This window comes from Sporocytophaga sp. (genome assembly GCF_017745095.1).
Taxonomy (GTDB): Bacteria; Bacteroidota; Bacteroidia; order Cytophagales; family Cytophagaceae; genus Sporocytophaga.
Genome location: NZ_JAGHZZ010000010.1, coordinates 168,303 through 191,883, shown reverse-complemented (window position 1 = coordinate 191,883; position 23,581 = coordinate 168,303). Strand labels below are relative to the sequence as shown.

Annotated in this window: 23 protein-coding genes; 7 read left to right on the top strand and 16 right to left on the bottom strand. The window is 34.2% G+C overall.

Annotation, left to right across the window (positions count from 1 at the left end; genetic code table 11):
• Positions 1 to 126: 126 nt before the first annotated feature.
• The 9 genes from J7604_RS16810 to J7604_RS16770 all read right to left on the bottom strand — a co-directional run bounded on the left by J7604_RS16810 (position 127) and on the right by J7604_RS16770 (position 6,874).
• A complete protein-coding gene (locus J7604_RS16810; RefSeq protein WP_293897903.1) occupies positions 127 to 513 on the bottom strand; it encodes a hypothetical protein in 387 nt (128 codons plus the stop codon).
• Positions 514 to 642: 129 nt separating this feature from the next.
• Complete coding sequence (locus J7604_RS16805; protein WP_293897900.1) at positions 643 to 1,032, bottom strand: cytochrome c; 390 nt, start codon at positions 1,030 to 1,032, stop codon at positions 643 to 645.
• Entirely contained in the window at positions 1,019 to 1,657 is a 639-nt protein-coding gene (locus tag J7604_RS16800; RefSeq protein WP_293897897.1) for an SCO family protein, read from the bottom strand. Before J7604_RS16800 ends, J7604_RS16805 begins: the two co-directional genes overlap by 14 nt.
• Position 1,658: 1 nt before the next feature.
• Complete coding sequence (locus tag J7604_RS16795) at positions 1,659 to 2,114, bottom strand: hypothetical protein (RefSeq protein WP_293897894.1); 456 nt, start codon at positions 2,112 to 2,114, stop codon at positions 1,659 to 1,661.
• 237 nt (positions 2,115 to 2,351) lie between these two features.
• Positions 2,352 to 3,392, bottom strand: a complete 1,041-nt coding sequence (locus tag J7604_RS16790; protein ID WP_293897891.1) for a cytochrome c peroxidase — start codon at positions 3,390 to 3,392, stop codon at positions 2,352 to 2,354.
• A complete protein-coding gene (locus J7604_RS16785) occupies positions 3,389 to 4,165 on the bottom strand; it encodes an MbnP family protein (RefSeq protein ID WP_293897888.1) in 777 nt (258 codons plus the stop codon). Before J7604_RS16785 ends, J7604_RS16790 begins: the two co-directional genes overlap by 4 nt.
• A gap of 351 nt (positions 4,166 to 4,516) precedes the next feature.
• Positions 4,517 to 4,885: a hypothetical protein gene (locus tag J7604_RS16780; RefSeq protein WP_293897885.1), complete on the bottom strand. Its 369-nt coding sequence runs from the start codon at positions 4,883 to 4,885 to the stop codon at positions 4,517 to 4,519.
• A 688-nt stretch (positions 4,886 to 5,573) separates the two neighbouring features.
• Positions 5,574 to 6,359: a phytanoyl-CoA dioxygenase family protein gene (locus tag J7604_RS16775; protein WP_293897882.1), complete on the bottom strand. Its 786-nt coding sequence runs from the start codon at positions 6,357 to 6,359 to the stop codon at positions 5,574 to 5,576.
• Between the two features lie 332 nt (positions 6,360 to 6,691).
• A complete protein-coding gene (locus J7604_RS16770; protein WP_293897879.1) occupies positions 6,692 to 6,874 on the bottom strand; it encodes a hypothetical protein in 183 nt (60 codons plus the stop codon).
• Positions 6,875 to 6,942: 68 nt separating this feature from the next.
• Here J7604_RS16770 and J7604_RS16765 point away from each other — a divergent pair, with 68 nt between their 5' ends.
• The 3 genes from J7604_RS16765 (at position 6,943) to J7604_RS16755 (ending at position 9,739) form a co-directional block, all read left to right on the top strand.
• Complete coding sequence (locus tag J7604_RS16765; RefSeq protein WP_293897876.1) at positions 6,943 to 7,704, top strand: leucine-rich repeat domain-containing protein; 762 nt, start codon at positions 6,943 to 6,945, stop codon at positions 7,702 to 7,704.
• Positions 7,692 to 8,300, top strand: coding sequence for a hypothetical protein (locus J7604_RS16760; RefSeq protein WP_293897873.1), 609 nt, complete (start codon positions 7,692 to 7,694; stop codon positions 8,298 to 8,300). The genes J7604_RS16765 and J7604_RS16760 overlap by 13 nt, the downstream gene beginning before the upstream one ends.
• 233 nt (positions 8,301 to 8,533) lie before the next feature.
• Positions 8,534 to 9,739, top strand: a complete 1,206-nt coding sequence (locus J7604_RS16755) for a T9SS type A sorting domain-containing protein (protein WP_293897870.1) — start codon at positions 8,534 to 8,536, stop codon at positions 9,737 to 9,739.
• Positions 9,740 to 9,927: 188 nt separating this feature from the next.
• Here J7604_RS16755 and J7604_RS16750 read toward each other — a convergent pair whose 3' ends face one another.
• Entirely contained in the window at positions 9,928 to 10,473 is a 546-nt protein-coding gene (locus tag J7604_RS16750; protein WP_293897867.1) for a DUF5565 family protein, read from the bottom strand.
• A 449-nt stretch (positions 10,474 to 10,922) separates the two neighbouring features.
• Complete coding sequence (locus J7604_RS16745; protein ID WP_293897864.1) at positions 10,923 to 11,729, bottom strand: hypothetical protein; 807 nt, start codon at positions 11,727 to 11,729, stop codon at positions 10,923 to 10,925.
• 572 nt (positions 11,730 to 12,301) lie between these two features.
• On the opposite strand from J7604_RS16745, the gene J7604_RS16740 reads away from it, so the two are divergent.
• Positions 12,302 to 12,757 (top strand): hypothetical protein, encoded by a 456-nt coding sequence (locus J7604_RS16740; protein WP_293897861.1) that lies wholly within the window; start codon positions 12,302 to 12,304, stop codon positions 12,755 to 12,757.
• A 106-nt stretch (positions 12,758 to 12,863) separates the two neighbouring features.
• Here J7604_RS16740 and J7604_RS16735 read toward each other — a convergent pair whose 3' ends face one another.
• On the bottom strand, positions 12,864 to 13,292 hold the full coding sequence (locus J7604_RS16735) for an NUDIX domain-containing protein (protein WP_293897859.1): 429 nt from the start codon (positions 13,290 to 13,292) through the stop codon (positions 12,864 to 12,866).
• 755 nt (positions 13,293 to 14,047) lie between these two features.
• Here J7604_RS16735 and J7604_RS16730 point away from each other — a divergent pair.
• The 3 genes from J7604_RS16730 to J7604_RS16720 all read left to right on the top strand — a co-directional run bounded on the left by J7604_RS16730 (position 14,048) and on the right by J7604_RS16720 (position 16,597).
• Complete coding sequence (locus J7604_RS16730; RefSeq protein WP_293897857.1) at positions 14,048 to 14,683, top strand: fibronectin type III domain-containing protein; 636 nt, start codon at positions 14,048 to 14,050, stop codon at positions 14,681 to 14,683.
• A 595-nt stretch (positions 14,684 to 15,278) separates the two neighbouring features.
• Positions 15,279 to 15,695, top strand: a complete 417-nt coding sequence (locus tag J7604_RS16725) for an AraC family transcriptional regulator (RefSeq protein ID WP_293897854.1) — start codon at positions 15,279 to 15,281, stop codon at positions 15,693 to 15,695.
• A gap of 65 nt (positions 15,696 to 15,760) precedes the next feature.
• Positions 15,761 to 16,597, top strand: a complete 837-nt coding sequence (locus J7604_RS16720) for an SDR family NAD(P)-dependent oxidoreductase (protein ID WP_293897852.1) — start codon at positions 15,761 to 15,763, stop codon at positions 16,595 to 16,597.
• A 357-nt stretch (positions 16,598 to 16,954) separates the two neighbouring features.
• On the opposite strand, the gene J7604_RS16715 is transcribed toward J7604_RS16720, so the two are convergent.
• The 4 genes from J7604_RS16715 to J7604_RS16700 form a co-directional block, all read right to left on the bottom strand.
• Positions 16,955 to 18,907: a T9SS type A sorting domain-containing protein gene (locus J7604_RS16715; RefSeq protein WP_293897849.1), complete on the bottom strand. Its 1,953-nt coding sequence runs from the start codon at positions 18,905 to 18,907 to the stop codon at positions 16,955 to 16,957.
• A gap of 174 nt (positions 18,908 to 19,081) precedes the next feature.
• A complete protein-coding gene (locus J7604_RS16710; protein WP_293897846.1) occupies positions 19,082 to 20,206 on the bottom strand; it encodes an AraC family transcriptional regulator in 1,125 nt (374 codons plus the stop codon).
• A 254-nt stretch (positions 20,207 to 20,460) separates the two neighbouring features.
• A complete protein-coding gene (locus tag J7604_RS16705) occupies positions 20,461 to 21,672 on the bottom strand; it encodes a hybrid sensor histidine kinase/response regulator (RefSeq protein ID WP_293897843.1) in 1,212 nt (403 codons plus the stop codon).
• Positions 21,673 to 22,226: 554 nt separating this feature from the next.
• A complete protein-coding gene (locus tag J7604_RS16700) occupies positions 22,227 to 23,579 on the bottom strand; it encodes a sensor histidine kinase (protein ID WP_293897840.1) in 1,353 nt (450 codons plus the stop codon).
• Between the last annotated feature and the right edge of the window lie 2 nt (positions 23,580 to 23,581).

Here is a 23,581-nt window from a genome sequence, read left to right as displayed (position 1 = left end):
ACGAGAGTTGAAAGCAAAAAGCTGAAAGCTTTAAAACACAAAGCATAAAGAAATTTTCCTAGTGGTGTTCAATTAAAAAGTAATTTGATATTACTGATAACTTTCAAATGTGCCGGGCCAGCAGTTTTATTTTTCAGGAGCCCATAAAACATAGTTTTCAATATCATCATCGGTATGCTCATCCACGAGTTGCCAATCCATAAACGTAGCTATCTTTATAAACAATGATTGATGTTTCTCAAAATTTGGAACTGTGTCTTTGGTGCATACAATAGCTATTAAATTTGTCTTTTCAATATTGCGATCTCTGTCTGACCATTGATTTAAGCCCTTAGCTTTTAAAAGCAGAATATTCGTAAATGGAAAATCTGGTGCATTCCCGAACATTAAAGCCTCCTTTTCCTTCAATTCCGGTAAAGACTTCATAAAAGCCACTAAAGTCTGCGTATCAAAGTCCCTGCTTAAGGTCTCGTCATAATAGATGTTCAAGTAATAGTATTTGTCTGACCACATATATCATTACTAAAATATAAAATTTCTCCATCATTTCTGTTCCCTCGATCTTCAAAAATGCTAACTCTTATTTTAACTAGTTAAGACTTAATACTTACAAATGCGATAGCTCCTTAAAGGCTTTAACTTTCAATCACACTTATCCAATTCAACCTGTATTTCCTGTTCAGATTGATATGAATGATCTCCCCATTCCCTGTTAATATAATTAACCAGATTGGTGATCTCTATCACTGATAATTCATTGTTTCCAGGCATATTTCCAATGTACTTATGTCCATTAACAAGAATGGTATCATACATTCCTTTTCTTATAATACAAGGAAGTTCAGACTTTTTATCTTTCAAAAAGTCTGAACCGGCAAGAGGTGGAATTAACTTTTTTAATCCCTCTCCTTCCTTACCATGACAATTGGCACAACTCTTTTGATATGTTTTTTCACCAGTAGGCCCGTCTGCACAGGATACCAGAAATACCATAAGAAGAACCAGATATATTAAATGCTCACCTGCCTTCATTGAGAAGAAGTTTTATATCCTCAATAAGTTTTGCTGTTGCTTTATCATCCGTTCCGTCATAGTAACCTCTTATCCTTCTTTTCTTGTCAATAAGAATAAGTGCTCCGCTATGAATAAATCCACCCGGAGCCTCTTTGTCCTCTTGCGCACTTACCAGATAACTCTTTGCCATTGCATAAACAGAATCTTTTGAACCATTCACCAGATGCCATTTAAAAGAATTTATATCTAACCTGTTTGCATAATCTTTTAGAACAGGAATAGAATCATGTAAAGGATCTATAGTATGCGATAGAAAAGAAACTGAATTACTATCCTTATATTGATCATATACCTTCAATAGGTTACTTTTCATCACAGGACAAATGGTAGGACATGTCGTGAAGAAGAAATCTGCGATGTAAATTTTATCGTTGAATGTAGCAAGACTTACCCAGTTACTATCCTGATCCCGGAATCTGAAATCAGGAATAGTGTGAAAAATAGTATCTTCTGCTATTTTCCCATTCACATCTTTTTCAACTAACTCTTTAGGTCCAAGAATAGGAAGTTGTTTCTGTGCATCTTTACAGGCAACCATCACACAGAGACCAATTATTAATAATAGAATTTTACCTTTAACCATTTTAGTGCTTATATTTATTAAGAATTATCTGACCGGAATCAAGACCGTTTTCTATCTTCTCTTTTACTTTTATCATGATATTTTTCTGATCGTCATAATATTTTCCCTTGACATCCTCATCTGTTGATTCTGATGGTTCATCATAATTCCTCATCCAGTTCATCATGGCTTCATCAGCTTCCTCAAGACGTTTGATCTGAAAAGATATTTCTTTTTTATGATCCTCATTGATTGTAGAATCTTTTAATTGCTTCAGCTCATTTTTTAAATCAATAATCATATGCATCCTGGCCATTTCATTATCATGCAGGGCCATCAGTTCCTCTCTTTTTAATGATCTTCTTTCTGAGCAGGAAGATAAAGTATAAAGAAAAACACCGGCTATAAAGAGCGTTTTGCAGATATATTTTTTGAGGCCAGAATATGTGTACTTCAGGAATTCGTTTTTATTCTTCATATTCAATTTATTAATATTTAGGATTAGTGTTTTAATTCCCGTCACTATGATAATTACTGGATTAGTTTATAATAAATCTCTTTACTCTAGTTTTGTCATTTTTCTCCTTGATGAGAAAAGTAACCAAAAGAATCAAGGGCTGTGAGGAAATTGCGTTAAGAAATTTCCTCAAGGCCCCATTCTATAAGCCAGCGAGAACTAAAGTATTAATCAAATTAATCAAATTAATCTATTATTTTATCGATCTGTTAAAGCCTTTAAAAAGCTTATCAGATCATCCTTTTGCTGATCGGTGAGATTTAAAGGTTGTATAATCGGACTTTTGTTCGGATGTTTATGACCTCCTTTACTGTAATGATCAATGACTTCCTCCAATGTAGCCATACTTCCATCATGCATATAAGGAGAAGTTTTTTCGACGTTACGAAGAGAGGGAACTTTAAATTTTCCTATGTCCGATGGATTTTGGGTAATTCTTGCCCTGCCTGAATCTGCATATACCTGATATAGCCCGTTATTACGAAAACTGTTATCTGTAAATGTAAAACCTGTGTGACAATGAAAGCATTCTCCTTCTTCTCCGAAAAAGAGATTCATTCCGTTTATCTGAGATGGAGTAAGTGCATTGGGTTTTTTATCTGAATATTCGTCATACGCAGAGCTACCTCCATACAAAGTTCTTTCAAAGCAGGCTATTGCTCGGGTGAGCGCATAAACACTTGGCTCCTGATTATAAGCTTTTTGAAATAACAGTGGATATTGAGCATGCTTCTTTAATCTCTCCACCACCTTATTGACATCAAAATCCATTTCATTGTGATTATCAATCGGTGCAAGCACTTGCTGCTCGAGTGTGGGGTTGCCGCCATCCCAGAACAGAGAAGGTTGATAAGCTACATTTAAAAGAGAAGGTGCATTCCTTTCTCCTATCCTGCCTTCAATCCCGATGCTTTTAGGAAGTTTATCTGCAAATAACTTATCCGGCAGATGACAAGTGCCGCAGGATATGGTGCTGTCTCTTGATAATATGGGATCAAAAAACAAAAGTTTACCCAGCTCAATTCTATTCTGAGTCGGAAGATTGTCCGGAGGAATATCGGGATAAAGAAATCCTTTGGGCAACTGTAAGGTAATAACCATATTACCTTTCTCAATTGCTTCATCCTCCTTATCTTTCTTACAGGAAGTAAGCAATAAGAGAACACACGGGATATAGTAAATAAAATAATTTCTTACGGCTACAAAATGATAACCGTAAGAAAAAGCCAGAGACCTCATTGGATAACACTAAACATTGTTTGAATATTATTTGTCAGTTTAGTTGCCAAAGGCATTGATCCCATAGTATGAGATGCATTCTCTGTTTTAATATCTATACCTGTAAAAAATTTATTAAGGTTAGCCTGTACATGAAGTGTTTTCTTATCGCTTGCATTTACTGCAAAAGATATATTATCAAGATTTACTTCACGATAAAGCATATCCATGCCTATATGATAAAACATAGGATGACTGAACTGACCAAAGGTTTGCACATCCGTGTTGGTATCGGTTGTGTCACAACTTCCCTCCATCATTAAAAAGATATATCCGGCATTCCAGCTCCAGTGCATCCCTGGACTTTGAATAGCCAATGGATTAGTGGCAGGATGTACAGTAGGGTCTGCATGATTTGTAATAGAATCTATACCGACAGCAAACTTCAAGCCTTTATAATCACCCACAGGTATTTGACCCAAATCGTAATCTTCTGTTGCCGGATTGATAAGCAGATACTTTCCTGTAATCGGAAATTCACTTCCATCCTGTTTCACAAGACGAATATCTGAAACATAATACCGGAAACTGGATAGCGTGTATCTTGCTCCAGCTTCTGTGGTAAAGACAGAAGTAAAATCGATTGGCTTATTACCTATTACGGTAGACATCTTAAGCGAAAGGTTTTGAGTCTGATGAGCAGGCTGAGGAGTATCTTCTGTATTCTTGCAGCTTATAAGTGTTATAAATAGAAACAATAGTATAGCAAGAAATGATTGATGTTTTAAGAGCATAATTGTGATGTTTACAATGTTAATTTTTAAGTTAAGTAGCAGGTAGCACTTATGAATGAAGTAACCTAAAATCAAAGTGAATATTAAACAATCTGAATAGTTGAACTCTTCAGTTTTGCTTTTCTATTCTATGCCGGAGTGGCCCTTATAAGACACACCAATCCTGTTCTTCTGTTCTGAAAGAAGTTTACATTACATTAATACATAACAATGCACAATGACTGTAAGCTTTTCACATCATTGACTTAACAAAGACAGAAAGCAATGCAGTTGCATTATTTATTCCCTGAAGAATTCACATCATAGGATAAATAGCAGTAATGATAAATGAATAAAGGAATGGCGCCCGCCTTAGCTATTCTGCCGCGGAGGATGGAAGAATGAAAAATAAAGCTGTATATGGCTGTCCTTTTGATAAGGAACAAAATCAAATGAAGAAATCTGAATTAAATTGAAATGAACCGAAGAAATCTTTTCAATGAATTGTGTCTCAGAAGAGGCCTTATCAGAACTTAAGCTGTTTGTTTTTTTACTCTCGGTATCAAGTTGTTTTTTAAGATAACATTTTCCATTACAACTATTACCTGCTATATTTCTTTTGACACAAAGGGTTTTAGCAATGATAGCCCTATTAGCTTCAAACGAAGCAACGATCATGAACTTACTGAAGTTGTGCAGTAATATTCCCAATATGGCCGCTATAAGTAATACGTTTTTCAAACCCTCTGAAAGATGTGCAAATATAAATCAGAAATAAACAAGTGCAATTTAAATTTCAGAAATTTGAAACTGATATATTCTTTAATTGTGTTACTGATTCACAATAAACCAATTACCGATCTTTCTTTATAACTTTAAACTTTTGGCTTTCAGTCTTTTCCTTATCCGTGCAATTCAACCATATCAAAAACGCTATAGATTATAAGTGAATAGTTATTGTCCTAAACGAAGACACGATCCTTAACCAGAAAATGATAGGCGAGCTGGACATCCTGCTCAAACTGATCACACTCCAAGACATGAACAAGGTGCTGATCTATGTCTTCTTCATGTACATCTACTATGCAGAAAACGACGTCTACTGCTACGATCTCAAGATAGCATCAGAGACCTTTTACTTGCTTATTATTTCTTTACAAAGGCAGGTGAACTAAAGAAGTAAAAATTTTTAAAACCAGCTAAGTTATGATCCGATTAGCGAAGTGAGTATTGGTGTATCTCACCGAAGTCAGCCTCTCTGATCAATTTCACACCCTAACTCTCCGTAACTTTTATCTTGCAGAAGAATGATTAAAACAAATCAATGATCACTCATACAAAATGTACTCGGTGTGTCTTTGTTATAGTTTTCGTTTACCCTAAAAGAGAAAGAGGCCGCTATAAGCAACCTCTTTCAATGTAAAACCCTTTATGATTGATCAATTCCTAATCGAATGGCCCGTTCAACAGGAGAATAACCTGTATCAGAGTCTGAAATAGACAATTCACCCTTTAACAGCAAAGGTGGTTGTGCCATAAATTTAGGATTATTACCCCGATGTGCTTGAGCAGCGTGAATCAAAAACGGATGACATAGGTAAACCGTACCAGCTTTACCTGTAGCATACACTTCTTTTCTTTTAGGCAAGTCGTCCAACTTGTTTGCAAGCTCCATAAAAGAAAGACCTGAATCCCCCTCTTTAGACAATAACTTTGCAACATCAATATGTGAACCTTCATAAATGATTGTTGGGGCATCGTTTTCGTTGACATCGGAATACAAAATCAACATCAATAAAGCTCGTCCTTTTGATTTGACATTGACGCGCCATTCAAAAAAATTATTCGGATCATCTCCTGGAAAACTTGCATCTACATGCTTACCAGTATCATTAGGTTGTTGATCAGATGGAAATCTGACAGGGAACGTTCCTACACTCCGACAAGGAATCCATTTGTCTTTACCAATTAACTGATTAAAAGCATTATGCAATTTTGGAGCGTTTACAGAATTAACAAAAGGCTCATTGGTGTACATTCCCAAACGAATTACAGGCTCGATCCAGGTTGAAGGATCTGTCCTGTCACAAGGAAGATCATTCCATAGAATTTCCAATGCAGCATCTGCAATTTCCTTTGTAAATGAATTATCAAGGCGAATAAAACCGTTATGAATAAAATGCTCTATTTCCTTTTTACTTAGTATATCAGACATAAATATTTTCTTTTAAAACCATCCGCAGACAGCAACAGAGTCTGTCGACCAATTGACATGGTTATTAAATTATCAATAAAATAAATGAATTATAGAAAAGTACGCTTTGTATAAATAAAGCGCATTGCTTATGGAACTAAGCTCGAAAGGAATATTATAGCATTACGGTCATTCTCATAACGACAAAATTAAAAAAATATCTTTAAAAGAACAAAACGAAAAGGTGCTACACATAAATCTCCTCCGTGACCGATGGCATACCGGAAAGGACCATTCCATAACTTCTTAACCATAATATTTCCGAGGTCGGATCTTTCGATCCGACACTTCGTTCAATTGATTCTGAAATATAAGGTCATTGAAACTTTCAAAAGTGGCAGGTCATAAATGTGGCGCCACAGAGAATAAAGGTCCACCGTATATCCCATCTCCATCCATCCAACATTAACATCTTGCCCCAAAGCGTGAAAGCATAAGATACCATGCTTTGCACAACCTTGGTTTTGCCATCTCAAATGAGTAAATTAGAATATAAAATATAAGTATCCATTTAGCTCCAAATTACAGAACAAGCTAAAACAGAATGAGTAACAGAATATCCAAAATACCGAATGACGTTCAAGATAGAAACAGTGAAGCATGGAAGAAGCTTTGTGAATATGTGGAGTATGTAGCAAAAAATGGACTGGATGAATTTGCGCCACGGGAATATCTAAGTGCTGATTTATTTTCTCAAATATTAACCCTTCCGGAGACAATCAAGAAATTGAAAAATGTTAAGAAAGTCTGGCTTTATGGTAGTAGGCTTAAAAGAATACCACCTGAAATCGGGCAAATGGAATCCCTTGAGTATTTTGATCTATATACCTCTTACGATTTACATTGGTTTCCTTACGAAATCACTAAATGTAAAAAATTAAAAGATAGCAGAATAAGTACGCGAGCATTGTATGGTAATTTTAAAAATAGAATGGGATTTCCAAAATTGGATCATAACCCAGTAAGATATCAAGGTGATACTCTAAGCTGTAGTGTATGTGAAAAGGAAATTTCCTATGAGGAAACCAATCAATTCTGGATTACTTTAAGAATAGCAACTGATGTAGTTCCATTGCTTGCTAATGTATGTTCAGAGGATTGTAAATCAAAACTACCAACCTCGCCGAAAGGATATGTTGAATATCCACATAAAGGTGGAGCAGGCTTAAAGCAACCATCATATGAAGAATGGGAAGCAGCTAATGTAGTTAAATTTACACTTGAAGATCTCGGAAAATCAGTTGAGAAAACTAAAGATGAAAAACCAACATTTTTAAAATTGATAAAGAAAATATGGGAAAAATAAATAGTATTTGTTTCTTGATAATAACCATTTCAATTATCGCCTGTAAAACCGAAACTGAAAGCAAAAAGGCTAAGCAACAAAGGCAAAGTGAGACAATTAATAAAGTCGATCAACAAATCAATAAAATAACATCTGATACAACAGTTGACTTAAGGGACCGGGTATTTGAATTTGCATCCACAACCTACCTGGATGGGTGTACTTTTGAGTTTGGTTGTGATTGCTGTTTGGGAGAATTTCTTTTTAAATCAGATTATACCTTTTACTATGTTGATCATTGCGAAGGAGACATAACTGTTACCAGAGGCATATACCAGTTAAAAAATAACTTCATTTATCTTAACTCAGATAGTATTAGAGTTGAAGAGCTCTATAATTGGGATTATGAAAATGATACAACAGCTATTGAGTACATTTTAAATGATAGTATAATAACGCCATATAAGATGCAATTTGCAATTAACAAATGTGAATCTAAAATCAAATTGGTTGATATAGAAGATCCGACAACTGTAGCATTGAACAGTGGCAAAAATCTGGATTCTATATTAACAGCATTAAAGAAAAAGGGTATCATCAAAAGGTTTACCAAATAGTCTTCCTTTGTTTTCCCACAGACTTGTCTAAATCATTATCTTTGAAGACCTTGAAAAAGTCATCAAAGATAATCCTGTTTATCTCTCTATCCCATAAATCCCAGTTCAGACAAAATGCTTTCTCCCCCGCTGCTTGATGTCTATTGACTCAAGCTTACACAATGAGCATAAGTTTATTAACTTGCAGTATAAAATAAACATTGCAGATTCAGACAGCTCCTAAAAAATTCATTATGAGATATAAATGCATATACATTTTTATTGTAATAAGTTGCATCACTTCAATTTTACAAGCCGGAACACCATCTCCAATTACCTCCGGACAAATTGTTTATCACAGCTATTCTAATTATGAAGCATGGGACAGTCAATTATACCTCTTGAATCTTGAAACCGGCGTTTCTTCGATGATAAGTGGTTCGTGGAACATTGACCATGCTATGAACCCTCATTTTTCTAATGATGGAACTAAGATTGTTTTCATGGGTGTGCCCAAAGGCAAGCATAATTATTGGGCCTGGGAAATTTTTCTATGGGATTTTTCTTCGGACGAGCCGCTAAACCTCACTCAAAACGGCGAGCGCGATGAAGATCCCAAATTCTCTCCGGATGGTAAATCCATTGTCTTTAAACAAAACGGTGATATCAGAATAATGGATCTGGAGGGAAATATTCTGAAAAGCGTAACTGATGATTGGGATAATCCCGAAGAATCTATGCCTTATTTCGTGCCTGACGGAAAAGAGATTGTTTATAGTCAAGGAGCAGGTGCGGGGTCAGACATCTATAAAATAAACTTTTCAACCGGAATGAAGACCCCGCTGGCTGCGGAAGCCGGTGTACAAGAATATTATTCCATCACAAAAGATGAAAATACTTTTTTGTATGCCAGATGGTTGTCTGCTTCCAATCACCATGACCAGATATATACGGGATATTTTAATGGCAATACTCCTCAAAAGGCTTTGTTTAATAGAGAAGATGCCGATTGTTCTGATCCATATCCGGTAGATGAAAAGTGGGTTGCATTCTCCATGAATCAATCCGGAAATTATGATTTGGCTTTAGGAAATTTAATAACGGGTGAAATTTATGACATGAATTCATTCGGCATAAATACCTCTCTGCACGAATTGGGAGCCTGCTATACCCCTTTTTCTGGAAAAGAGGTGACTTCTATATCCTCTACACAGAAGATCGACTTTAAAGCCTCTGTCGAGCACAAAGAGTTATCGATTCAATGGACAAATCAGGCGCAAGCTTCCTCCTATTCTGCTCATATTTTAAACTTGGATGGACAATTGTTGCTGACTAAATCAATCAATAATGATTCCTTGAAAAGTATAGTCAATATGGCTTCTTTTCCTTCGGGAATCTATTTTCTGATTGTTTTATCGAATGAGAATCAAATCATTTTTCGGACTAAAATCAGTATTTAAAGTTAAGGTTGGATTCGTCATTACTTTGATCATTCACATATAGTCAAAGAATAATTGACTTCTCTTTCTATAAAAGGAAAAGCAGCTCCGATCAGAGCTGCTTTTTACATTAATTAGAACGTGAATAATAGAAGTTAAAAGTTATCTTTTTTAGTGCTTCTTAGCAAAATTTAATATTAAATAGACTTTTACCAATCGAAACCAAAATCCTTTCTTCTTAATTTTACCATTCTTCCATCCGGGTGATGCCATACAATACCTTCTATCAGGTTTTGCTCCAACCATTCTTTAAGGGCTTCAAACTCTAAAGGTATATTTTCAATGATCTGACTTCCATGCGCAATCAATATGTGAGTATTGAAGTTGTCTTTGTTACCATTGATTTTCGGACCCACCAGCTCATAGGTACCGTCTTCCCAGAATGGATGTTTAAGGAACGCTTCTCTGTGAAATTTATCTTCAGGAACATCATTTGTCAGAAGCCAGCCTGGCCAGTGACCGGTAATAGGATCAGGATCCTGTGCAGCTATAAAGCCTATAGGTGGATTTTTCCCTTTCTTACAATCGTATCTCTTAAATAGCTTACCTTCCTTTATCATACAGCAAGTACCATCAAACTTTCTTGTAGCAATACCTTCACCATTGAGTACCCATGCAGACTCTTCATTCACCTCGTTTATGATCAGTCTGCCATTTTCGAAATCTCTCTTATAAAGAGTTTTAATCTTCTTCATGTTGTTTAAAAATTAATTTATATGATATGAACAAGAGAAGAAGCGGATAAAAAAAATAACCCCGAACAGTCTCTTGTCCGGGGTTATATTACATATTGATAATCTTATATTTATATTACAGATTTCCCGAACAGGATATTCCCTGGCCCTAGATGTTGGCGGAAACAATATGTTGAGAAATTTGGCATAGGTTACTTATTCTTTTATGAGATTTAATACAAAGTTAAATAAAAAGGTAACTATGATGCAAATAATTCTTTTTTTAATTCTGCAACGTCTTATCCTGTGATAAACCCAATATTACTCGTTTGCTTTACCATAGACTTGGCTAATTAAAAATAAATTTAACGAGGATTCACGAGAAGAGCGATTGTATCGCTACTCTCATGAATCCTATAAAGAAGCCGGACCTTATCCTTCCCCTACACATTCAATGGTTCTTTAAATTTTTAATGTATTATTTTAAATTCTCCACTATTTAAAATTTCGACAGTGGCAACAGATGAAAAAGTGGCTTCTGTTTCCTCAAAATCAAAATTTTTAATATGAATTCTCTTGTCGTTATCAATAAAAAAACAAAGGCAGCCACTTGAAATTTCACCATGCCAACGCTCGTATACTTTTAAAACTCTTGTTATTTCTTCTTTAGGATGATAAAATAACAAATACCCCTTTCTTTGACTTACAGAATCCGGCTCGCATGAATAATAACACTGATATAAGTTAAAGTCTGGAAGTCTATAATTATAAAAATTAACTGAATGAAAGGCAGAATCTCTTAAATGATTAATTTTATTTTTTGACACATCAACTAATTCGAATTTTTGATTTGAAAAACTATATGGATGACTTGATGCTTCATTTATAAAATTAAAGCAATATAGGACATCATAACTTTCTCTTACATGAGCTTTTATAGGCTGGCTATAATCTAATGAATGCATATCAAATACTTTAGGAAAAGTATGATTTATTAACAGACTACATCCAAAGGGTATCGAATCATTATAACAAGTAGCCGTATCAAAAAGTACAGGTACACCATTATGTTTAAAAGTACTATCATCTAAAGATGAAGGTACATTGCTGTCAGAATATATATTATGACTATTGTCTATTTGCTCGGCCATATAGGTTAAATCATCCAATTCAACCTGGCCTTTTACTTCGTCATCTTTCTTCTTTTCTCCATCTCTTACACAAGAAAAAAATAAAAAACAAAAAATCCCCATTAGTAAAATAAATGCTTTTTTCATTTTTTTATCCATCATTCATTTTAAATTTCATACAGAAATGGACATTGTGCAATGCATCTTCCATTCTTAACAATGTAGCATATACAAAATCGTTTTCCTACCAAAGATTTAATAAAAACAAAACACCATGCCTTCTCCACTTTGTATCAACAATATAAAAGTTTACAGTTGAGATTATTAAGTCGACCCTGGCTGAAGTCTATTTGACTATTCAGAATCTTCCGTCCACTTATAATAGAAAAGGATTATTAGAGAATCAGGATCTCGTTTTATGGAAATTGAAGGTTTGGTTACGGAGCTTTACACAAGCTTCAGCCTTCATTTGATAGACACCCTCCAATTCTTTTTGCTCTTTTTGCATCTAAAAAGGATTAATATCCGTTTTTAACAGCATTATTATCAACATCATCACCCTGACTGACCATTTCCCCGTATAAAGCATGACTAGTCAGAGGAAAGGCCACGAAATAGTTAATGGATTCAATATCATTTAAGCCTTAGCCTATTAGACCAATATCACAAGGATATTTCCGTTATTTTAAATAAGTATAAAAACATAATTCTTGGTAACAATGCATAAAAAAATCCTTTCATTTTCAGCTGTTTTGACAACACTTACAATCTTACTGTTTTCATGTACTGATAGTAAAAACCCACTTCCTGCAATTTTCACGAATTCAGCATCTTTAAACTTTAAAGGAGTAGAACAAACCAAAATGGTTGCCACTTCAAAAAAAGACAATTCTAATAATTATATTCAAACTGGCACATCAGGTACTACCGGAACATTGTTCAATATTACGTTTGCCAATAAACCAACCAAGGATACAACTGTCAATCTATCTGAATCAGGACTAAAAGTAACATTAACTGTATTCGAAGGCACAACTATCTGGAATGCTTCGTCAGGTATTATTAACACAACTGTAAAGGAAGGAGTTACAACCAGTACTTTTAATTCTATAGATTTTGCCAATCTTGGAGGAGAGCATGCGCAAGGAACCGGCTCAATTAGTACTAAAGATTAAATATAGATCTTAATCTTTGAAGTGAGGAGTGCAATGTTATTTAACTTATACTGCACGCTCTGGTTGAAGTCTATTTGACTTCAACCCACAAATGAGAGGAAGTTTTTCACCATCTTCCAAAGGCAGGATAAGCGTTGTTCTTGTATTCATTTATCCTTTTCATAGTCCCAGGTGAAATATCATGAGGAAGATCGTTTAGTGTAAAAAATTTAAAGTCGCTTATTTCTGAATTGGGCTTTTTATGAGATAACTCAAAGTCCTTACAGAGAAATATTGTAATGCTATCATTCTTCCCTTCATACATGTTATTGTATACACCAAATAATTCCAGTTTATAAACTTCCGCATTCAACTCTTCTTTAAGTTCTCTTCTGATTGCCTCTTCATAAGTCTCTTCTGTTTTTAATCCACCACCGGGCAAATACCACTTTGTTTGATAGGTATGTTTAACCAAAAGGATTTCATCACCATTTATCAACATAGCTCTTGCTCCAAATGACTTTGGTTTTACTATCTTCCAAATAAACGAGGCCACTTTATATGTAAAAAATTTATAGTCTACTTTTAACATAATGTTCATCTCATCAATAACCCATATCTATTGTAATAACAATATGACTATTATTTCCTTTTTTAAGTAATAAATACATAATTAAAACGCATTAGCTATTCACTTTCCCAAACTATTTCCCATATGTTTCGTGCAGCGGATGTATCATTTATCAGAAAAAACATTCATTCTCCTGATTAATCAAATTAGAAACGCCTCATCTCTATAATGGGAATGTGATTTGCCTATATAGGAATACCATTTTCCTATGTAGGAATTTTGATTTCCTACGTAGGAGTTTAATTTTCCTATGTAGGAATTTCAATTTCTTATATAGGAATTTAGATTGCCTATGTAGGAGTTACAATTTCCTATATAGGAATTTGATTTTTTTATGTAGGAATTCCTTTTTCCTATATAGGAATCTCATTTTCCTAGTAATATTTGAATGAGGTTTATTAACTCTAAGGAATATTATGGATACTCTTTTTAGAATTCAAGACAGGATGAAAGAAGTATTTAGCATGAAAGTGATTTGTCACAGATATTTTTTCTTCTTATTTATTTTCTATTTTTTCTTATATACTAGTAAAGGTTGTTTTTATCTCGGAAAAACCATAAAAACACCTGATCTTTAAACAGATGCAAAAAAATATTTTTTAAAATATCCTTGCATTTGATTTCCAATATTTAAATTTTTGTCTCAACATTTTTTTAAAACACAAAAAGAAAAATCAGCTATGACAACCTCAAAAAAGGCCAAGGTTAAGCTTAACCTTAAAGGATCTTCCATTGAAGAAAAACTTATTCTCGCCAGACAAATTGTACAGGCACTTACAGCAAACGAACATTTTCCTACCCCCTTTCCATCTCTGGAAATAGTAGGTTCCACTATTGGGGAATTGGATAAAGCATTTGCAGAAGTAAAACAAGCCCGACAAACTGTTTCAACCAGACTTAGTATTTTAGAAGACAAATCTTCGGAATTTGATTCTGTCATGAATCAATTAGCTGCTTACGTAGAAAGCACAGCAAAAGGAGATGAAGTCAAAATCAAGCTAGCGGGAATGAACGTAAAAGCCCCAAAGACTCCTTCGGCAATTCCGTCAGCACCTGTGAACCTGCAGGCTGTAGCTGCCAATGAAAAAGAAATAGAACTTTCCTGGGAATCTGTAAAAGGTGCTAAAAGTTATGTAGTACAGCTTACATCAGACTTGAGCAAAGATGATAGCTGGAGCGTTGCCATTATTTCTACCAAGGCCAGAGCTACTATAAAGAATCTGGAAAGCGGGAAAAAATATTGGTTTAAAGTCGCCGCTATAGCGTCGGCGGGTCAAAGTGCCTGGAGTCATCCTGCAACTAAATATGCTATTTGATTAGCAATGGCTGGAGCTCTATTTATAAAAATTTTTAGTAAGCTTCATATTCCAGCCCAAAGTATCTTAAGCATTTAGAGTTAAAATAACCTGAGGAGTTTTGTCGGGCCATGATAAGTCCATTGCAATTGTGTGCACTAATTTGTAATCGGACTTATCACTCAGGTTACGAAATTATAGATAAATTTTTAATAAGGAAGTCATACTCTTGCTTATTCTACTCCTCTGCCGATATAGTGCCATGCCTCGCTTCCTCTGGTCTCCTCCAAAATATATATAGTTTATTTTAGCGCATACTCCTATAAAAATGTCTGAATCAGAATTAAAGGATTTTAGAATTAACAGGATACTCTAAACCTCTTACAGGACGATTCCATTTTAAAAATCCTGTTTATCTTTTCATATTGCTAATTCTGATTCAGATAAATTTGAAGTAACTGAATTTTCCTCCCTGACCGGTGGCTCGCTGCAGAGCTTAAATAAACTTCAGCTTTTTTCGTTAATTTAGGTTAGTTTTAATGCAGAACATTTATGTTTAGCTTCTCTCACAACAAAAAGCTCGAACAGTTAATGTTAACGGACATTAGACACAACCATGGAAGATAAAAACGGACTACATATTTCTTATAGGAAAAAACAAATTGCCGACAAGTTTTTAGCAGAACTTGATAAACATTTGGCTGACTTAAAAAATGGCAATGTTGAAACTGCTTATGGCATAAGGCAAATTGCAGAATTAATGTTTATAGATCCTAACCATTTAAGCGATACTATAAGAAAAGTCTTAGGCAAATCACCCTGTAGCATTTTTGAGGAAAAACTCGTTGATATATGTAAAAATTTAATCATCAATTCAGACGAGACAATTGGTGAAATAGCCAACAAATTCGATTATGAACCTTCTAATTTTATAAAGCTTTTTAAACGCTACACTGGGACTACCCCATTGCAATTTCGCAATCATTACTTTTTAAACGCGATGAATTCAGGAACAGAAAAAAACACTATTTAAACAGAAAAGCACACTATTTTCTTCGTATTGACCTGATCTATCTTTGCAATAATAATTGATTTAAAATGGAGCAAAATAGAAAAACAGCAATGATTACGGGGGCAAATTCAGGCGTGGGACTTGAACTTACTAAAAAGTTACTTTTAGAAAATTGGGACATTATTGCCTTAATCCGTTCAGATTTTCCTGAAAATGAAAGGACTATCCATGAGGCTATAACCAGCAAAAAACTGAGAGTCTATAAAGCAGATATTAGTGATTTTAAAAGTTTAAAATCAGCTTTAATCGAGATAAAGAAATCGGAATACAGCATCGATGTTTTGTTTAACAATGCCGGAGTTGGAATTGGAGAACTTAAATATTCGCCACAGGGCAGAGAATTGCACTATGAAGTAAACACAGTAGCACCTTATATAATCGCAATGGAAATGAAAGCTTTGCTTAATAAGGGCATTGATAAAACAATTGTCAATACGTCATCAAATATCCTGTTGACAGTAAAGAAGTTTGATCCGAAAATACTTGAAAAACCTGCGAATTTTAAGAAGTTGTTCGGTTCTTATGCTTTTTCAAAACTGGCGTTAACCTTGTGGACAAAGGAAGTTTCGAAAGCAATGAAAACAGAAGGAATTGAAATTAGAAGTGTTTGTCCAGGTGGTAATAAAACACAAATGACAGGTAGTGATGGAATGCCATTCTTATTAAAGTGGGTGGCTAAATTTGCCTTTCCTCATCCAAGAAATGGTGCAAAAAAGGTATATGATGCTTTTGCCAACTTCAAAGGTGTAATAGGTGATTTTATAGAAAAAGGGAAAATCACTCCAACTAAATTTTCTGAAATGAGCAGTACTATATTGAATAAAGTTGACTATATATATAAACAAGAATATCAGTGCGCCTGACCGGAAGTCTTCAATAATCTCTCAGCTATAATATCCTCTGTAACTTTTATTCTAGAAAAGAATGATCAAAATAATTAATTCTCATTCTCCAAAATGGCTTTGGTGTTGCAGCAGTATCATTCATAAAGGGAGATTCCGTCCTATAAAGAAACCTAAAGAATATACATATTTTAGACCTCTAAGAGGTCTGATGGTTAATAGATATAAATTTGCAAATAACATACGACCTTGATTGGTATCAATGTCATACTCCTATTCTATAAATATTCAATCCCTTCTGGGTTGAAAAATAAAAATAGCCAGCTGGTACATCACTCTGTCAAACCGGCTATTAAAAAAATTAAAAGTAATTCAAGTTTACTTTATAAGAATTTTTCTGGTCGTATAATTATCATCCATATTCATTTCCAGCAGGTATAATCCTTTAGGAAGTTCTTTCACAAAAGTACCTGTGCCGGATGAAATGCCTTCCAGCACTTGCACTCCATGACTATTATGTAATCTAAATGAAACACCTTCTATAATATACAGAACATCATCTACAACAGGATTCGGATAAGCATTCAGTAAATTCTTTTGCGATGTATTATCTTTATTGCTGGTAGGTACTATAGTTTTTACAATTGTTTCTACAGTATTGGTAATTATAGGCGCATTATAATCAAAATAAATTCCTGCAGTATTAGAAAAACTTTCTCCTTCTGTTAATGAAGGAAGAGCTTTTACACGAAAGCTAACATACCCACAACTTTTAATCTTATTAGTGTTACTGTCCGGCAATTGGATATTTGAAAACATAAAATAGATCTGCTGATTTTTTATTACAGGCTCACAAGCATGAGAAGAACTGATCATTTCAAAAGAGTTGTTTTGAAGTTTCATATCTAACAGATCTGCAATAACTACAGTAAAGGCAGTATCTGTTCCTGTATTCTGGAAGCGAATGGTATAATCAATATACTCTTCATTTATTAATTGGTCTGGAGTAATCAATGCCGGACCCTGTTTATCATTAGGATCATAAGCTCCTCGAATGACTAGGTTCAGAACTTTAATATTATTCTCAGGGGTATGTTCATCTATATCATCAGGATTTACCTTTACAATCAATTCCAGAGTATTTCCAAGAACAGCAGCAGAAGAAAGGTTACAGTAAACGATCATAGAAAAATCTTCTCCAGCCTGAAGATTTGGATAATACCAGGCAAGTCTGTTAGATTGAATGGTAGCTTTTTCAGAAACAGAATCAATGGATATCACACCAGGAAAATCAAAACTCAGGTCCGCAGGGGTATCCAGAGTACCTATATTTTTTACATCAATCTTAAAAGCGATATCAAATCCTGGACGAGGAAACCCAAAGTTAGAAACTGAAACAACAAGGTCTTTTGCTGATTCTGATAATTGTATTCCAATATCACTGGTAACCATTTCTCCAAACCCTTTGGTAGTAATAGTTTTCGGCGTACTGGAATAATAAAGTGTACTGGTGGAGAGAATATAAGTATCCGGTTTATTCACACTCAATTCATAATATCCTGAGTCATTGCTGAACGTATATAATCCTGCAGACGGGATAAAAACTTTCACCCCTTTGCGATAAGGTTCATTCGTATCTTTTATGCCATTGTTGTTTATATCGACAAATACTTTTCCGGTTATTAAAGGAAATGCCTGACAGTTATATTTATTTACTGTTGGACTACAAATTGGCAGAAAAGAGGTAATACCTGCAGGTTTATTAGGAATGCAATTCAGATTGGTTTGGTTGGTATTGAGATAGGTTAAATTGGCCGGTAAATAAGGCAGACAGATTAAAGGATTATCATTTACAGCCAAAATATCCAGTGAAGAGGGCAAAGACGGGAGCGACCGGATTGAATTCATTCCTAGATCAAGGTATTGCAGATTTTCAGGCAACGCGTCTATTGATTCAATCAGATTCCCCCTTAGATTCAACTCCAATAATCCGGGTGGCAAAACGGGAAGCACTGTAATCTCATTAAATGAACTATGAAGATATTTGAGATTAGGAGGCAGGAAATTCAGGTTTTTAAGAAGGTTAAATCCACAATACAGAGATTCCATTCCAGTGAAATATTGCATTCCCTCCAGAGATTTTATATCCTGACCTTCAACCCCTATTCCTGTTTTGGTGGAGGCACAGAGTGTATCAAGCAAATTGCCATTAAAGCACTCGGGAAAATATTCTTTTAATACATTACGAAGGTTAGAATCCGGAATAGAAGCATATTGAGCCCTGGTGAAAGTTGTAAGCAGAATAAAGCAAATGGTAAACAGATATTTCATATGAAGAACAGTTAAATGATTTTTCAGATCAGTTATACTGTAAAAATATTTCTCGGTATGCTGAATTCTTTTGTTTTCAGTCTGTTATTCGTCCGAAAAAAGTTTTTTTGGACAACATTACATGAAACTCAGACAGATGCTATAGTTATAATTGCCGGTTTATTTACCGTATTTTTACACGTCTAAATTTTTTCGGAAAGAGGCTGGAGTATGCCCTGTTACTTTTTTAAAAATAGAAAAGAAAGAAGCTCGAGAACTAAATCCGGCAATTTCAGCAATGGCTTCCAGTTTCAAGTTTTGTGAAGAAGGATCTTGCATAATTCTCATCGATTCCTCTACACGATATTTATTGATAAAATCACTGAAGTTGACGTCGTATTGCTGATTGATGAATTGAGATAACTCCTTTGGATTAATTCCCACATGTTCGGATAGAAGACTTAGACTAAGTTCCTGATCCCTGTAAACTTTTTCTTTATCAATAACTTGAATCAGTTTTCCTCCGATAGTACGGATCTCTTCAGAAGTAAAACTTTGTCTTTTCTTTGTGCTGACAGTAGTTACCTGGTGATATGTTTCCATAACCACTTTATTGGAAAATATAGGAGTAAATCCAACACATTTTTTCAGGATAAAAAGATAACTGATTAAAAGGGTTATAGGAGAAATAACAGAACTGCCCACCGGAGATGAGCCTACCAATAAATATCTGATTGTATGCAAAACCATAAATAATGCACAGAAAATCAACATAGTAGTTAGAAAGTCATAAATCCATGTTATTTTGTTTTTTTCAGATTCAATGAACTGATGGTTATTTTTGAAAAGCTTCCTGATATAAGACCAACTATAATAGTGGTAAAAGCAGGCATGCCACACTACAATGTTGCGGAACAGATCTGGCATTCCAGAACCTGAAAACCAGCAACTTGAATCTAAAGAAAGACTTGATATCATAAAAGTACATACACTCAGTATTATGGAGAATACAAAGGCAAGTAAAAAATGAAGAATAATTGTTCGTTTTACAAAGGAAGTCCATCCTACCTGTAACCGACTGAAAAGATAAACTGAAGGTCCCACCATAAAAGCAGGAAAAAAACAAAGATAATAATAGTGTAGTTTCAGAGCACCTGTATAAACAGCCAGGTTAAAGGTCATTGTGATTCCGAACAGAACCAAATATAATCCGAATACAATATTACTCCAGCTATTCTTCTTACGTCCCCAAAGAATAAGTGTGAAAATCAATAAATTCAAGATACAGAATGAATAACATCCTGTAATTAAAATATACATAATGGATCAGATATGACTTTATTATAAGAGATCATTTTTAAGAAGAATACTATTCAAAAGATCTTGCACATGAAGTAAAAGTAAAACTAAATCTTTCCTTCATATCAGAGCTTTTTCAAAATCTAATTTAAACCTTATATTTTTTTTTGAATTCAATATTCTATGTTCATCAAACGGTCTTAATAAACATTTATTAGAAAGGCAGGATTATTTCAGAGCGATTATCAAAATAATATTACAATTCTAATACCCTTTCAGGCTACCCGAATAAAAACTGAAAAAGTAGAGCCTTTTTCCTCTTCCGTTTCTACCTCTATTTTTCCACCACTGTTATCAATTATCTTTTTTACTATATATAACCCTACCCCCGAACCTTCCACATGATCGTGAAGTCTTCTAAACATTTCAAAAATTCTCTCTTTGTCATTTGGATTAAAGCCTATTCCATTATCAGAAACAGAGATTACAATATATTCACTGTCTCTTCCTATTTTTATCCCGATTTCAGGAGTCCTTTCGGAAGATCGGTATTTTATTGCATTACTTATAAGATTAAAAAATAAACTCTTTAGATTTTTTCTGGAAAAGCTTACCATTGTATCTCCATCATCAATGATTTTGAAAATTGCTCCTGAATTTTCTATCATATCCCGTATATCAACTTTGACATCTTCTATGATATCCCGAATATCAAACCTGTTAAGATCATCATTAATACTTTTTTGTGTTTTTACAATCTCAGTGAGATCATTTAAAGTTACTTTAAACTTTGTAATTGATACAATAATCAGATCAATAATGATATTTAGTTCTTCATCTTTAAGTAAGTCATGAGGGAACAAATCTTTTAGAGATTTAAGCAAACCCTCTATATTAGAGACTGGAGCTCTAAGATCATGCGAGGCGGCATAGACAAAATTATCAAGATCATTATGGACCTTTTTTAACTCTAAATGAGTTTTCTCTAACTCTATATGTTTTAATAAAAGCTCTCTTGTTCGTAGACAGACACTATCTTCCAACCTATCGTTCATTTCCTCTAACTGTTTTTCACGGGCAATCAAAAGATGAGTTTTTCTGTATATTTCTGCAAATACATAGACCTTAGCTTTTAAAATAGAAGGATTGATAGGTTTATAAATGTAATCAACTGCTCCTGCCAGATATCCTCTATAAATATACTCATCTCCATAACTGTGAGCTGTCAGAAAAATTATAGGTATGTTTTTAAGTTTATCCCTTTTATAAATTAAAGATGCCGTTTCAATGCCCGATATATCCGGCATTTGTACATCAAGCAGAATTAAGGCAAAGTCTTGCTCTTTCAAAAGGATTTTTAATGCCTCAGTTCCTGATCTTGCTGTGCGGATAGTATATCCGTCAACTTGAAGAACAGTGCTTATAGACATCAAATTGTCCGCACGATCATCAATCAGCAAAATCTTTATTTCGGTATTAATTTCCACCTTGCCTTATGTTAAATTTCTTAATTCTTATTTTCAAAAGTTTTCATTTCGTCATTCAATATTACTCCGGACAGTAAGTGTTAAACCTAGCATGTACCTTATAATGATACTCTGGGCAACAAGCAACCGTTTTTAACAAAATAATCAGTCAAGCTATTTTCAAAATCTTCAAAGTCATCAGGGCAAACTTCACAAAACATAATTTTCTCTGACGATAGTTTTTAGAAAATAGTTATGCTTTTTTGAAAAACAGATTGATTTTTCACATATCATCTTCTATATAAGGCGAATGACCTTTAAAGAGTTGCAGCTACTCTCTGCGAAGCAGTTAGGCCTTCACGTTAAAAAAGTTCTTTTGTAAAGCCTTTACTTTCTTATTTTATTTTATCTTATCTTTTATAACAGAAAAAAATATTTAAGCTTAAAATGACTTCAAAGCTAAATTGAATTCTGGAACCTACATAATATGTATAAAAATAATAATTAAAAATACAGTGGTTTGATTACAGTGCTATTTGAAATTTCCTTTAGATAATGAGTGACCGAAGACATCTTTAGTTAATTGAATTGAATGCCTCCTCATTAACTCTTACGGGCCACGTGAATATAAATCTCGCACCTTGAGGAATATTGTTTTCAACCCAGATTCTTCCGCCTTTTGATTCAATAATTTTTTTAACTATAGCCAAACCTATGCCTGAACTTTCTATGCTTTTATTTTGATGAATTGTATGAAAGAGGTCAAATATCTTGCTTTTTTGTTCATCCGGTACTCCAGGGCCATTATCAGACACTGAAAATTCAATGAAACCATTCTTACAGTCTCTGCAGTTTACACTTACGTATCCCTCTTCTTTATCATGATATTTAATTGCATTTCCAATCAGATTACTGAAAATCTGATCCAGATATATTTCTTCAGTGTAAAGTATAGGGATATGCTCTTGCACATGAACAGCTAAGCCATCTTTTGATGGTAGAAACTTAAGGATATCAGATAGCATAGCCGAAATATCAACCTTGCTTTTAGGAATACTTTCCTTTCCTGATCGTGTATAAGAAACAATACTCTCAACCATTTTCTGCATCTTAGTCACCTGATCCATAAACATATCAAATTCTCCAGTTACAGAAGTATCTTTAATGTCCTCTTTAAATACTTCTATAAGACCCAACATATTATTTAATGGTGCTTTAAGATCGTGTGTGATAATATAAGAAAATTCATCCAGCTGTTTATTTTTCTCTTCAAGCTGTTTGTTTTGCTTTTCCTTTTCTTTGGACAGTATTGTAATTTCTGAATATTGCTTTTGCAGTTCTGAATTCAGTCTCTTTATCTCCTCCAGTTGATTCTCCACCATAAGGTTTTTATACTTAAGCTGATCGAGAGCATCTATTAGATCATCATTTTGCTTCTTAATCTCTTCATAAGGACTTACAGGCTTTTCATTATCAAAATACTGGCTCCAACCATTGATAATTATTCTATTTATGGGAGGATGATTCAAAGGAAGTTTCATGCACAATTCCACTTTAGTACCATTATCAGGCTCAGAATGGATATTAAAATGATCTACTAGTCTTTGAGAGTTTTTTATCCCGACACCTCTTCCTTGTCGGTTAGGGAATGATTGGAGAACACGGTTTATATCAGGAATACCATCTCCGTCATCTTCAATTAATGCTATAAGAGAAAGTGTACCTGAGTTTTCTTTAATAAAAAAAGAAACTTCGCCTCCGGATGCATGTTCAATTGCATTTCTTGAAATTTCGGATACTGCTGCTGAAAACTTGGCCTGAGTAGCAAAATTCAGACCGGTAAGGTTGGCCAATTGTCTTGCTCTTTTGTGCGCAACGACTATGTCAAGTTCGTTGTCTAATTTAACCTTAACGATAGTCTTTTCCATAC

Bases quoted from the DNA above. Each gene is read 5' to 3' on its own strand.
- J7604_RS16790 (WP_293897891.1), bottom strand. From the start codon at position 3,392: ATGAGGTCTCTGGCTTTTTCTTACGGTTATCATTTTGTAGCCGTAAGA.
- J7604_RS16750 (WP_293897867.1), bottom strand. From the start codon at position 10,473: ATGAAGAAGATTAAAACTCTTTATAAGAGAGATTTCGAAAATGGCAGA.
- J7604_RS16715 (WP_293897849.1), bottom strand. From the start codon at position 18,907: ATGAAATATCTGTTTACCATTTGCTTTATTCTGCTTACAACTTTCACC.
- J7604_RS16720 (WP_293897852.1), top strand. From the start codon at position 15,761: ATGGAGCAAAATAGAAAAACAGCAATGATTACGGGGGCAAATTCAGGC.
- J7604_RS16700 (WP_293897840.1), bottom strand. From the start codon at position 23,579: ATGGAAAAGACTATCGTTAAGGTTAAATTAGACAACGAACTTGACATA.
- J7604_RS16740 (WP_293897861.1), top strand. From the start codon at position 12,302: ATGCATAAAAAAATCCTTTCATTTTCAGCTGTTTTGACAACACTTACA.
- J7604_RS16795 (WP_293897894.1), bottom strand. From the start codon at position 2,114: ATGAAGAATAAAAACGAATTCCTGAAGTACACATATTCTGGCCTCAAA.
- J7604_RS16765 (WP_293897876.1), top strand. From the start codon at position 6,943: ATGAGTAACAGAATATCCAAAATACCGAATGACGTTCAAGATAGAAAC.
- J7604_RS16800 (WP_293897897.1), bottom strand. From the start codon at position 1,657: ATGGTTAAAGGTAAAATTCTATTATTAATAATTGGTCTCTGTGTGATG.
- J7604_RS16805 (WP_293897900.1), bottom strand. From the start codon at position 1,032: ATGAAGGCAGGTGAGCATTTAATATATCTGGTTCTTCTTATGGTATTT.
- J7604_RS16710 (WP_293897846.1), bottom strand. From the start codon at position 20,206: ATGTATATTTTAATTACAGGATGTTATTCATTCTGTATCTTGAATTTA.
- J7604_RS16810 (WP_293897903.1), bottom strand. From the start codon at position 513: ATGTGGTCAGACAAATACTATTACTTGAACATCTATTATGACGAGACC.
- J7604_RS16775 (WP_293897882.1), bottom strand. From the start codon at position 6,359: ATGTCTGATATACTAAGTAAAAAGGAAATAGAGCATTTTATTCATAAC.
- J7604_RS16745 (WP_293897864.1), bottom strand. From the start codon at position 11,729: ATGAAAAAAGCATTTATTTTACTAATGGGGATTTTTTGTTTTTTATTT.
- J7604_RS16725 (WP_293897854.1), top strand. From the start codon at position 15,279: ATGGAAGATAAAAACGGACTACATATTTCTTATAGGAAAAAACAAATT.
- J7604_RS16730 (WP_293897857.1), top strand. From the start codon at position 14,048: ATGACAACCTCAAAAAAGGCCAAGGTTAAGCTTAACCTTAAAGGATCT.
- J7604_RS16760 (WP_293897873.1), top strand. From the start codon at position 7,692: ATGGGAAAAATAAATAGTATTTGTTTCTTGATAATAACCATTTCAATT.
- J7604_RS16755 (WP_293897870.1), top strand. From the start codon at position 8,534: ATGAGATATAAATGCATATACATTTTTATTGTAATAAGTTGCATCACT.
- J7604_RS16785 (WP_293897888.1), bottom strand. From the start codon at position 4,165: ATGCTCTTAAAACATCAATCATTTCTTGCTATACTATTGTTTCTATTT.